This window comes from Agromyces sp. MMS24-K17 (assembly GCF_043950245.1).
Taxonomy (GTDB): domain Bacteria; phylum Actinomycetota; class Actinomycetes; order Actinomycetales; family Microbacteriaceae; genus Agromyces.
This window is the reverse complement of sequence record NZ_CP171640.1, coordinates 3,522,367-3,534,010: the sequence shown is the minus strand read 5'-3', so window position 1 is coordinate 3,534,010 and position 11,644 is coordinate 3,522,367. Positions and strand designations below refer to the sequence as shown.

At 75.3% G+C, this 11,644-nt stretch carries 10 protein-coding genes, 1 tRNA gene and 1 pseudogene; 3 read left to right on the top strand and 9 right to left on the bottom strand.

Going from position 1 to position 11,644, the window contains the following annotated elements; all coding sequences use genetic code 11:
• Positions 1 to 113 precede the first annotated feature (113 nt).
• Entirely contained in the window at positions 114 to 1,157 is a 1,044-nt protein-coding gene (locus tag ACGGZK_RS16250) for an iron-siderophore ABC transporter substrate-binding protein (protein ID WP_395243659.1), read from the top strand.
• 52 nt (positions 1,158 to 1,209) lie between these two features.
• Here ACGGZK_RS16250 and ACGGZK_RS16245 read toward each other — a convergent pair.
• The 9 genes and pseudogenes from ACGGZK_RS16245 to ACGGZK_RS16205 form a co-directional block, all read right to left on the bottom strand.
• Positions 1,210 to 1,560 (bottom strand): annotated as a pseudogene (locus ACGGZK_RS16245) (Fe-S oxidoreductase); the annotation flags it as partial.
• 83 nt (positions 1,561 to 1,643) lie between these two features.
• The gene (locus ACGGZK_RS16240) at positions 1,644 to 3,086 is read right to left on the bottom strand and encodes a dihydrolipoyl dehydrogenase family protein (RefSeq protein WP_395243658.1); all 1,443 of its coding nucleotides are present in this window, start codon (positions 3,084 to 3,086) and stop codon (positions 1,644 to 1,646) included.
• Positions 3,076 to 3,900, bottom strand: coding sequence for an arginase family protein (locus tag ACGGZK_RS16235; RefSeq protein WP_395243657.1), 825 nt, complete (start codon positions 3,898 to 3,900; stop codon positions 3,076 to 3,078). The genes ACGGZK_RS16240 and ACGGZK_RS16235 overlap by 11 nt, the downstream gene beginning before the upstream one ends.
• Before the next feature lie 64 nt (positions 3,901 to 3,964).
• Positions 3,965 to 4,699 (bottom strand): PspA/IM30 family protein, encoded by a 735-nt coding sequence (locus tag ACGGZK_RS16230; RefSeq protein ID WP_395243656.1) that lies wholly within the window; start codon positions 4,697 to 4,699, stop codon positions 3,965 to 3,967.
• Positions 4,700 to 4,757: 58 nt separating this feature from the next.
• Positions 4,758 to 6,797, bottom strand: coding sequence for a TPM domain-containing protein (locus ACGGZK_RS16225; RefSeq protein ID WP_395243655.1), 2,040 nt, complete (start codon positions 6,795 to 6,797; stop codon positions 4,758 to 4,760).
• 89 nt (positions 6,798 to 6,886) lie between these two features.
• A complete protein-coding gene (locus tag ACGGZK_RS16220) occupies positions 6,887 to 7,654 on the bottom strand; it encodes a hypothetical protein (RefSeq protein WP_395243654.1) in 768 nt (255 codons plus the stop codon).
• Positions 7,641 to 8,174 carry a sigma-70 family RNA polymerase sigma factor gene (locus tag ACGGZK_RS16215; RefSeq protein ID WP_395243653.1) on the bottom strand — a complete coding sequence of 178 codons (534 nt, stop codon included), beginning with the start codon at positions 8,172 to 8,174 and terminating at the stop codon, positions 7,641 to 7,643. The genes ACGGZK_RS16220 and ACGGZK_RS16215 overlap by 14 nt, the downstream gene beginning before the upstream one ends.
• Before the next feature lie 143 nt (positions 8,175 to 8,317).
• A tRNA-Arg gene (locus ACGGZK_RS16210) sits at positions 8,318 to 8,390 on the bottom strand.
• Between the two features lie 45 nt (positions 8,391 to 8,435).
• A complete protein-coding gene (locus tag ACGGZK_RS16205; protein WP_395243652.1) occupies positions 8,436 to 9,074 on the bottom strand; it encodes an iron ABC transporter ATP-binding protein in 639 nt (212 codons plus the stop codon).
• A 38-nt stretch (positions 9,075 to 9,112) separates the two neighbouring features.
• Between ACGGZK_RS16205 and ACGGZK_RS16200 the strand changes: the two genes are divergently transcribed.
• Positions 9,113 to 10,786: an arginine--tRNA ligase gene (locus ACGGZK_RS16200; RefSeq protein ID WP_395243651.1), complete on the top strand. Its 1,674-nt coding sequence runs from the start codon at positions 9,113 to 9,115 to the stop codon at positions 10,784 to 10,786.
• Positions 10,787 to 10,819: 33 nt separating this feature from the next.
• Positions 10,820 to 11,611, top strand: a complete 792-nt coding sequence (locus tag ACGGZK_RS16195; RefSeq protein ID WP_395243650.1) for a DUF2993 domain-containing protein — start codon at positions 10,820 to 10,822, stop codon at positions 11,609 to 11,611.
• Positions 11,612 to 11,644: the final 33 nt, after the last annotated feature.

Sequence of the window (11,644 nt, the reverse complement as noted above, 5' to 3'; positions counted from 1 at the left end):
AGTGGGCCCCGGCGCGTGCTGCTGATGCGTCGCACCGTGACGGAGGCGGTTCGGGACCGTTCGCGAGTTAGGTTAGGCTTGCCTCATCCCCAACCGCTGAGCAAGGAGCATCCGTGCGTCACCGCCGTTCCCTGACCGCCCTGGCCGCCGTCGCCGCCGCCACCGTGCTGCTGAGCGGCTGCGCCGCCGGCGCCGCCGACGAGCCCGCCGACGAGGCCCCCGGCACCGCCACGAGCACGGCCACGGACTCGTTCCCGATCACGATCGAGCACGCGCTCGGCGAGACCGAGATCGCCGAGGACCCGGTGCGCGTCGCGACCTGGGGCTGGGGCTCCACCGAGGCGGCCATCTCGGTCGGCGTCTACCCCGTCGCCATCGCCGAGCAGCAGTGGACCGTCGGCGAGGGCAACTACCTGCCCTGGGTCGAGGAGGCCTACGAGGCGGCGGGCGTCGAGCTCCCGGTGCTCCTCACCGACGCCGAGAACGGCTCGACGGTGCCCTACGAGGAGTTCGTCGACGCCGACGTCGACCTGATCCTGGCCCCGTACTCCGGCCTCACCGAGGAGCAGTACGACCTCCTCAGCGAGATCGCCCCGACCGTCGCGTACCCGGATGCCCCGTGGACGACCACCTGGCAGGACACCATCACCTTCACCTCGAAGGCGCTCGGCCGCTCGGCCGCGGGCGACGACGTGCTCGCCGGCATCGAGGACCAGATCGCCGCCGACGCCGAGGCGAACCCCGAGTTCGCCGGCAAGACCTTCGCGAGCGTCTGGGACGGCGACGGGTTCCTCTACGTCTACACCGCGGCCGACGCGCGCGTGTCGGTGCTCACCGGGCTCGGCCTCGAGGTCGCCCCGTCGGTCGCCGAACTCGACTCGAGCGACGGCGGCTTCTACTACGAGCTCAGCTACGAGGAGCTCGACAAGCTCGACGCCGACTTCGTCATCAGCTTCCACAACGACGAGGCCGAGGCCGAGGCGTTCCTCGCGAAGCCCGAGCTGCAGGCCATCCCGGCCGTCGCCGCGGGCAAGGTCGCGCAGGTCGTGGACCCGGTGACGGTGTCGAGCGTGTCGCCCCCGACGGCGCTCAGCTTCGACTGGTCGGGCGGGTTCCCGACGCTGGTCTCGACGATCGCGGGCGTGCTCGGCGAGTAGTCGCGTCGCGCTTCGGGCGGGCGGCACCCCACGGGGTGCCGTCCGCCTTCACGTATCCGCCGGCGTGCAGGCCGGCCTCGATCTCGAAGCGGTTGCGCAGCGGGTCGCGGCCGGCGATGAAGTAGAGCAGCGGGAACAGGAACCCGTACCGCTGCCACTGGCGCTTGTGCACCGCCTCGTGGCCGAGCACCCGCTCGCCGTCGTTGCCTGCGGTCAGGTAGCAGGCGCCCACGCACGAGCCGCCGCGGCCGAACGTCCACTTCGGCATGCCGCGGAACACGAGCAGCCCGTGGCGCACTTCCACCCGGCCGGTGCTCCACAGGAAGCCCCAGCAGAACCCCACCGCCGTCGCCCACCAGAACCCGACACGGCTGATGGGCGAGTCGAGCAGGCGGATCCGGATGACCCGGGACGCCCGCTGCGCGGGGAACCCCGCGGGGCGGCCCGAGGCCGGCCCGCCGGCCGCGGCAGCCGGGGAGGGCTCCGTCACGAGGCGACCTCGGGACGCCCGTACGCCTCCAGCAGCCGCAGCCAGATCTCGCTGACGGTCGGGAACGCCGGCACCGCGTGCCACAGCCGGTCCATCGGCACCTCGCCGACCACCGCGATGGTCGCCGCGTGCAGGAGCTCGGCGACGTCCTGGCCCACGAACGTGGCCCCGACGACCGTGCCCCGGTCGAGGTCGACCACGAGCCGGGCCGCACCGGCCGGCCCGTCGGAGTGGATCCCCGTGCCGCTCACCGCGTCGAGCCCGACGTCGACCGTGCGCACCCGCAGGCCCGCCTCCTCGGCCTCGGCCGCGGTGCGCCCCACGGCGGCGACCTCGGGCTCGCCGAAGACGACGTCGGGGACGGCGCGGTGGTCGGCCGTCGCGACGTGCGCGCCCCACGGGCCGTCGTCGACCGTGCGGCCGAGCGCGCGGGCGGCGATGACGTCGCCCGCGGCACGCGCCTGGTACTTGCCCTGGTGGGTGAGCAGGGCCCGGTGCGCCACGTCGCCGACGCCGTAGAGCCACGGGGTCCGGCCCGGGGCATCCGTCACGACCAGCGTGTCGTCGACCGACAGCCAGCCGCCGGGCTCGAGCCCGACCGTCTCGAGCCCGAGGTCGGTCGTGCGCGGGCGGCGGCCGGTCGCGACGAGCACCTCGTCGGCGACCACCGGGTCGCCGGCGTCGAGCTCCACGACCACCTCGCCGGCGTCGTTCCGGCTCACGCGCGTGGCGGAGACCCCGAGGCGCACGGATGCCCCGAGCTCGCGCAGGCCCGCGAGCACGAGGTCGCCCGCGAACGGCTCCATGCGGTCGAGCAGCCCGTGCCGCACGAGCACGGTGACCTCGGCGCCGAGTCCCGCGTACGCGGTCGCCATCTCGACGGCGACCACGCCGCCGCCGATGATCGCGAGCCGCCGGGGCACCTGCTGGGCCGAGGTCGCCTCCCGGCTGAACCACGGGCGGGCCTCGACGAGCCCGTCGATCGGCGGCACGGCGGGGTCGCTGCCCGTGGCGACGACCACGGCGTGCCGGGCGGTCACGGCGACCGTCGTGCCGTCCGCCCGGTCGACCTCGACGCGGCGCTCGCCGGCGAGCCGGCCGTGGCCGCGCTCGAGCCCGATGCCGACGCTCCGGAGCCACTCCTCGCCGCCGGCGTCGCTCCAGTCGGAGACGAAGGCGTTGCGCCGGCGGAGCACCGCCTCGACGTCGAGCGCGCCCGTCACCGCCTCCGAAGCGCCGGGCACGCGCCGGGCGGCGCGGACCGCGGCGGCGGAGCGCAGCAGCGTCTTCGAGGGCACGCACGCCCAGTACGAGCACTCGCCGCCGACGAGCTCCCGCTCGACCACCAGCACCTCGAGGCCGGCGGCCCGGGCGCGGTCGGCGACGTTCTCGCCCACCGGTCCGGCGCCGATCACGACGACGTCGACCTCACGATCCATCCACTGCCTCCTCGTCGGGCGCCGCGGCCCTCGCGCCGGCCGCGCTGATCGCGCCGACGATCCGCAGGATCGCCGGCAGGTCGTCGGTGGCGGCCTCCGGCGAGCTCGGCGCGAAGCCCGCGATCGCCGCGCCGGCGATCGGGAATCGGGCGACCACGGCACGCAGCAGGGCCACGAGCTCCGGCGTGTCCACCCCGAACGGCAGCGGGTACGACAGCCCCGCGAGCGCCGACGGGTCGAGCACGTCGAGGTCGACGTGGACGAACACGCGCTCGGCGCCGGTCGCCTCGAGCGCCGCCACGACCGTCGACGGGTCGGCGAGGTCGCCGGGGGTGAGCAGCGCGATGCCGTGCTCCTCGACGAACCGCGCCTCCTCCTCGTCGACGGCCCGCGCACCGCCGAGGACGACCCGTCCCGGTGCGACCCGCTCGTCGCCCGCGAGGGCCAGCCCCTCGGCGCCCTCGCCCAGGACCGCCCGCAGCACCATGCCGCCGAAGTTCCCCGACGGCGAGGTCTCGGGCGTGTGGAGGTCGGGATGCGCGTCGAGCCACAGCAGTCCGAGCGGCCCGTCGCCCGAGCGGGCGGCGTGCGCGATCGCCGGGAGGGCGGCCGCGCAGTCGCCGCCGATCGTGATCGCGAGGCCGGTCACCCCGGCCAGCGCCTGCTCGGTGCGTTCCCGCACGCGGCGCAGGGCGCTGTACCGGCGCACGCCGGTGTCGAGCGACTCGCCGGCCTCCATCGGCACGTCGACCACGACGGTCGCCGACGACGGCAGGTCGCCCTGGATGGCGGATGCCCCGTCGGCATGGCTCATCGCTCGCGCGGAGTCCGCGCCCTGCCACACGGGGACGACGACGAAGCGGGCCGGCATCCGGAACTCAGCCGCCGATCGCCGGCTGCGAGCCGCCGGCCTTGAGCGCGGCGAGTCGGGCGTCGACCTCGGTCAGCTCGCCGAGGTCGTCGAGCTCGTTGAACTGCGCATCGAGGCTCGACGCCGCCAGCTCCGCCTGGCCGCGGGCGAGCGCCTCCTCGCGGCGGATCTTCTGCTCGAAGCGGCCGAGCTCGCTCGTCGGGTCGAGGATGTCGATCGACTTGACGGCGTCGTGCACCTGCTGCTGCGCGGCGGCCGTCTTCGCCCGGGCGACGAGCTCGTTCCGCTTGTTCTGCAGCTGGACGAGCTTCTCCTTCATGCCGTTCAGGCCGGCCTTGAGCTTGTCGACGACCTCGGTCTGCGCGGCGATCTGCGGCTCGGCGGCCTTGGCCTCGTTCTCCGAGCTGATCTGGCGGCTGAGCGCGACCTTCGCGAGGTTGTCGAACTTGTCGGCGTCGACGGCGTCGCCCGAGGTGCGCAGCTCGTCGGCCTTGCGACTCGCGGCGAGCGCCTTGCGGCCCCACTCGGCTGCGGCGTCGACGTCCTCGCGGTGGTCGTCCTCGAGGAGGCGCAGGTTGCCGATCGTCTCGGCGATGGCGGCCTCGGCGTCGGCGATGGAGTTCGTGTAGTCGCGCACCATCTGGTCGATCATCTTCTGCGGATCCTCGGCCTCGTCGAGCAGCGCGTTGATGTTCGCGCGGACGAGCTGCGAGATCCGGCCGAAGATGGACTGCTTCACCATGGTGATTCTCCTTTTTCCCTCAGTGGTCAAGCCGGATGCGTCGCATCCGGGTCGTTGCTCAGAACCGGCCGCCTCCGCCGCGACGCCCGCGGGAGCTGCTGCCGCCGAAGCTGCCGGTGGACCGGCGGCCGCTGCCGCCGCCGAAGCCGCCGCCGCGGGAGCTCCCGCCGCCGCCGAAGCCGCCGCCGAACCCGCCCCCACCGCGCGAGCCGCCGCCGCCGAGCACCTGGTCGATCAGGATGCCGCCGAGCACGGCGCCGAACAGGTCGCCGCCGCCGCGGCCGCCGCCCGAGGCGGGGAGGCCGAAGCCGCCGCCGAACCCGCCGGAGGAGCCGCCCCCGCCGTACGCATCGCCGAAGCCGCCGACGTCCTGCTGGGCGAGGCGCATCGCCTCGGCCGCGAGCTGATCCGCCTGCTGGGCCGATGCGAGCGCGGACGCGGGATCGACCGCCCTGGCCTGCTCCGCGAGCGCGAGGCGACGGGCGGCCTCGGCGAGCCGGGTGCGCGACTCCGCGCCGACGGCGCCGCGGCGGGCGGTGAGGTACGACTCGGCGGCCTGCACCTGGGCGCGGGCGCCGAGGAGCGTGCGGTCGAGCTCGGCGGCCGCGCGCGCCGCACGTTCGGCGGCGTCGCGGGTCGTGCCGATCGCCTGGTCGATGGCCCGGTTCGCGCGATCGAGTCGTTCCTTGAGCTCGCCCGGACGGCGACCCGGCGCCTCGAGCCCGGCGCGGAGCGCGGCGGCCTCGGCGGCCGTGGCGTCGGCGATGGGCGCGAGCGCCGTGGGATCGAGCGCGCGGGCGGTGGTCACGTCGGCCTCGAGGTCGGCGACGCCGTCGGCGAGGGCGCGGTCGGCGGCGGCGAGGTCGGTCGCGAGCGTCTCGACCGCGGTGCGGAGCAGCTCGGCCTGGTCGACGGCCTCCTCGGCGCCGCGGATGGCGACGGCGGCCTGCGCGGTGACGCCGGCCGCGAGGGCCTCCTGCGCCTGCGCGATCGCCTGGGTCGCGAAGCCGACGCGGGCTTCGGCCTGGGCGGCGTTGTCGGCGACGGAGGCGAGGGCGGTCTCGGCGTACGTGCCCCGGAGCGCCTCGAGGCGCTGCCCGACGGCTGGGAGCGCGGCCTGCGCCTCCGCCGCGAGCCCGCGCACGCGCTCGAGCTCGGCCGGCGCCCGCTGCTCGAGGTCGCGGAGCTGGTCGAACCGCTCGGTCTCGGCGTCGAGGGCCGCGTCGGCCTCGGCGGCGAGGCGGATGATCGCGCCGTACCATTCGCGGCGCTGGTCGTCGGTGTCGGGCTCGGCGTCGTCGAGGCGCTGCTGCAGCGTGAACGCCTCGGCCACCTTCGTCCTGGCGGTGTCGAGCGCGGTGCGGAACGGCGCGGTCGCCTCCTCCCCGTACGACGCGACGGCGAAGCCGAGCTCGTCCTCGCTGGTGCGGATCGCGTCGTCGACGGCGACGAGCGCGCTGCCGGCCTGTCGGCGGAGCTCCTCGACGGGTACGGGCGGCGCGGCGGGCGCACCGCCGGGGCCGCCGTCCGGTCCGCCGCCGCCGGCGGCCCGGCGCTTGCGTCGGGCCGCGATGAGGACCACGACGATGACGACGACCGCGCCGGCGACGAGGATCCAGATGAACCCCCAGCCGTCGGAGCCGCCGCCCCCGCCGAGGCCCTCGGCGGCCGCGATCGCCGCCCCGGCCCAGTCCTCGTCGCGGAGGTGCCGTTCGATGTCCTGCTCGAGCCGCGCCTCGTCGGCCTCGGAGAGCGAGGCCTGGTCGGCGACCGAGAGCGACCACGTGCGCCCGTCGATCGCGACCGCCAGCAGGTAGTCCTCGTCGCCCATGCCGTTCGCGATGGCGGTGTCGTCGGCCCACGGCTGCGCCTGCTCGGGGTCGCTGAACTCCGACACGTACGCGACGAACAGCTGGCGACCGCTCCGGTCGGCGGCCTCGTCGATGGCCTGCTCGACCTCGTCGGTGCGATCGCCGAGGGCCCCGACGAGGTCGACGATGGGCGAGGAGCCGAAGTCGACGGGCGCCTCCGCGAGGGCCGGCGCGGCGGCCGAGAGCAGGGCGCCGAGCGATGCGGCAGCGGCGGCACCGAGCAGCACGGCCCTCCGGCTTCGAGACCTCAGCACCTGCGCATTCCCCCGTTCCAGACCCGCTGCTGCCGAGTCTAGGGCACGGGGGAGCGCCCGGTTCAGCCGACCTCGACGGGCCCCGGCGACGACACCACGAGCACCGTCGAGGCGCCTCCGTCGACCGTGATCGCGACCGTCGCGACGGCCGCGAGCCCGTCGGTCGGCAGCGCGGCGGCCTCGCAGCGGAGGGCTGCCGCGGGCACGGCGACGGCGACGGATGCCCCGGGCCCGAGGTCGATCGGCACGCCCGCCGAGGCCGTGCCCGCCTCGACCACGGCGCCGTCGGCCACGACGGCGACCTGCACCGCGCCGACGCGCCCCGCGACGCGCTCGTCGCCGGTGTTCCGGACGACGACGTCGGTGGTCGCGGTGCCGTCGGCGATCGTCGTCCCGACGACCTCGGCGGCCAGGCCGAGCGGGCCCGGAGCCGAGGCATCCGGCGCCGGCCGACCGCACGCGGCCGCGGCGCCCAGCCGGCCGACCGCGACGTCGTCGGCCTCGGGCTCGACCTCCGGGGCCACGCCGGGTGCCGACGCGTCGTCGCCGGCGATCTCCCCGGCACCGTCGCCCGCCTCCGCGGACGTCGCCGGCGCGGGGGCATCCGCCGTCGTCGAGGCGGGCGCGAACGGGCGGAGGCCGAGCACCAGGCCCCCGCCGAGCGCGAGCACCGCCACCGCCGTCGTCGCGCCGACGACGGCCGACCGCCGCACGCGTCGGGCGGCGCGGCTCCGGGCGAGCACGGCGTCGAGGTCGATCGCGCCGGGCTCGGCCGCGTCGGCGGCGCGGCGCAGGCCGTCGGCGAGCTGCTCCGGGTCAGGTGCGGACATGGGGGCCTCCCGTCGTCGTCCGGCCGTCTCCGGCGCGGTCGGGGTCGGAGGAGAGGGCGCGCATCGCATCGCTCAGGTACCGCTTCACGGCGCCGGTGCTGATCCCCAGCACCTCGGCGATGCGGTCGACCGGCAGGTCCTCGTGGTACCGCAGCACCACGCAGGCCGCCTGCCTGGGCGACAGCGCGCGCACGCGCGCCGCGAGGTCGAGCCGCGCGTCGATCGCGGCGTCGGGCGCCTCGACCGCGTCGGGCGAGACGACGAGGTGGCGGATGCCCCGCCAGCGCCGCTCCCGCCGCGACCGGTCGATGACCGCGTTGAGCACGGCCCGCCGCACGTACGCCTCCGCGCGCGGCACGGTGAGCGCCATCCGCGGCCGGCCGAACGTGCGGACGAGCGCGTCCTGCACGAGGTCGGCGCCGTCCTCCGGGCTGCCGGTCAGCAGCGTCGCGTAGCGCACCAGCGCATCGCCCCGCTCGGCGACGAGCCGGGTCGCGATCGCGTCCCACGCAGCTGCCACGGTCCTCCTCCAGGGCGGCGGATGATCCGCCGTCATCCTCTCAGACGAACGAGGGGTCGATCCGGTTGGGGGAGGCCGTCGGATCGGTGCCGGGGAATGACGAGAGGGCCGGATCCGCGATGCGGATCCGGCCCTCTGGAACGTGCCCCCGGAGGGATTCGAACCCCCGACCTACGGTACCGGAAACCGGCGCTCTATCCCCTGAGCTACGGAGGCGCACAGCCAGTCACACTACCACCTCGTCGGGCGGCTCCCGACCGCTCAGGCGGGCGGGAGGTTGCCCAGCACGGCCTCCGCGAGCTGCGCCGCGTCGCCCGGCTCGAAGAACTCCGTCGACGACAGCACCACCCAGTACGGGCCGGTGAACACCTGCGCCGTGCCCGTCGTGCCCGTGCGCGAGAAGTAGCCCTCGACGTCGGGCGGCGTGCCGTACGTGGGCACCGCGCTCGACGTCGACGCGGCCTGGTTGCCGGCCGCGGTCAGCGCCGACTCGGAGGGCGTGGCCACGGCGACCTCGATGACCTCGCCGCTCGTCTGGTTGAGCCATCCGCACGCCGTCCCCTCGGCGTCGACCACCCCGACGACGGCCGTCGCGTCGGGCTCGTAGTCGGGTGCCGCGCCGAAGTTGGGGTTGAACGCGTACACCTGCTCGGGCGTGAGCAGCGCGTCGCAGGCGACGTCGAACGGCGGCGACGGCTCGGCGCTCGCCGACGGGGCGGGCGTGGCCGACGCCGAGGCGGACGCGCCCGGCGGGGGCGATGCCGAACCGCTCGGGTCGGCGGACGAGGTGGCGGCCGGTGCCCCTGCGGTGCAGCCGGTGAGGGCGATCGCGGCGAGCAGGCCGACGGCCCACGCCGCTCCCGTTCGACGCTGGACGGGGCTGCGGCGGGAGCGGAGCATGGGGGAACCCTATCAACCCGGCCGGGTAGGATCAGCGGGTGACTCCAGCCGATCTCTCGCGTGCCCTGTTCGACCTCGTGACCGCCGCGGCGGACCGACGTCGTGCGGAGGGAACGGAGGTCGTGCTCGACCTCGCGCCCGAGCAGGTCACCCTCGAACGTCCCAAACTCCGCGAGCACGGCGACTGGGCCTCGAGCATCTCGCTGCGCATCGCGAAGCAGTTCGGCACCAACCCGCGCGAGCTCGCCGGCGAGCTCGCCGCGGGCCTCGCCGAGGTCGACGGCGTGGCGAGCGCCGAGGTCGCCGGCCCCGGCTTCATCAACGTCCGGCTCGAGGCCGCCGCCGCCGGCGCGCTGGCGAAGGCGATCGTCGACGCCGGCGAGGCCTACGGCCGCGGCGAGAGCCAGGTCGGCCGCCGCATCAACCTCGAGTTCGTGTCGGCCAACCCCACCGGGCCGCTGCACATCGGCCACACCCGCTGGGCGGCCCTCGGCGACGCCATCGGCCGCGTGCTGCGCGCCGCCGGTGCCGAGGTGGCCAACGAGTACTACATCAACGACGCCGGCAACCAGATGGACACGTTCGGCGCCTCCGTGCTCGCCGCCGCCAAGGGCGAGCCGACCCCCGAGGGCGGCTACCCGGGCAGCTACATCGCCGACCTCGCCGCCCAGGTGCTCGCGCGCGAGCCGCACCTGCTCGACCTCGCCGACGACGTGGCGCTGCACACCGCACGCGAGATCGCCTACGAGCTGCAGCTCGCCGAGATCGAGGCCTCGCTCGCGCGCTTCAACGTGCACTTCGACGTGTGGACGAGCGAGCGCCGCCTGCACGCGAAGGACGACGACGGCGTGAGCGCCATCGACGCGGCCGTCGAGCGGCTCCGCGCACAGGGCCACGTCTACGACGAGGACGACGCCGTCTGGGTGAAGACGACCGACTTCGGCGACGACAAGGACCGGGTCATCCGCCGCGGCAACGGCATCTACACCTACTTCGCGGCCGACGCGGCCTACTACCTCGACAAGGGCGACCGCGGCTACGAGCACAAGATCTACCTGCTCGGCGCCGACCACCACGGCTACGTGCACCGCCTGAAGGCGCTCGCGGGCGCCGCGGGCGACGACCCGGAGCGCGACGTCGAGGTGCTCATCGGCCAGCTCGTCTCGGTGAACGGGGCGAAGCTGTCGAAGCGCGCCGGCAACATCATCGAGCTCGACGACCTGCAGGCCGACCTCGGCACCGACGCGCTGCGGTACACGCTCGCGCGCTACCCCGCCGACTCGCCGCTGTCGATCGACCCCGAGCTGCTGAAGCGACGCACGAACGACAACCCCGTCTTCTACGTGCAGTACGCGCACGCGCGCACCGCCGCCGTCGGGCGCAACGCGCTCGCGGCCGGCGTCGACCGGTCGACGTTCGCGCCCGAGCTGCTCGAGCACGAGAGCGAGTCGGCGCTGCTCGGCGCGCTCCAGGAGTTCCCGCGCGTGGTGGCCCAGGCCGCCGAGCTGCGCGAGCCGCACCGCATCGCGCGCTACGTCGAGGAGCTCGCCGGGCTCTTCCACCGCTGGTACGACACCTGCCGCGTGCTGCCGCTCGGCGACGAGCCCGTCGGCGACCTGCAGCGCACGCGCCTCTGGTTGAACGACGCCACCGGACAGGTCATCCGCAACGGCCTGGGCTTGCTCGGCGTCTCCGCGCCCGAGCGCATGTGACCGACCACTGACACGTCGACGACGGGGGATCCGATGACCGATACCACCGAGGTGATCGACACGGGGGCGGATGCTCCCGAGCCGCCCCGGCGGCGCGGCCGCGGCTGGATCGTCGCCGGCGTCGTCGTCGCGGTGCTCGTCGCGCTCGTCGTCGTCGCCGACGTCGTCGTGCGGAACGTCGTCGAGCAGGTCGCGGCCGACCAGGTCGAGCAGCGCCTGCCCGACGGGGTCGAGGGCGACGTGACGGTGCGGATCGGTGGATGGTCCGTGCTCGCGCAGGCGATCGGCGGCACCGCGTCCGAGGTGCGCGTCGAGGCGCCCGACCTCACCGTCGACGGCGTGCCGGTGCCGGCCGAGATCGTCGCGACCGACGTGCCCGTGCGCCTCGACGGGCCCATCGGCCACGTCGACGCCACGATCGAGCTGAGCGAGGACGCGCTGAACGCCCTCGTGCACCGCAGCGACATCGTCGGCGGGTTCACCCTCGGCGACGGCACGGTCGGCTACGACGACACGATCGACCTGCTCGGCTTCTCGATCCCCTACTCGGCGACGGCCGAGCCGGAGGCGGCGGGCACGATGGTGCTGCTGACCCCGGTCGCCGTCGAGGTCGGCGGGCAGGGCGGCCGGGGCATCGACATCACCCGCCTCGTGTCCGACGCCGTGCTCGGCGGCGAGCCGCTGCGGGTCTGCGCGGCCGAGCACCTCCCGCCGGGCGTCGAGGTGAGCGGCATCGCGGTGTCGACGGGGGAGGCCGTGGTGCGGCTCTCGGCCGACGACGTGATGCCCGATGCCGAGCACCTCGCCGGGCACGGCTCGTGCTGAGCACCCGCACGCCTCGATTCGGCCGGCCCGTCG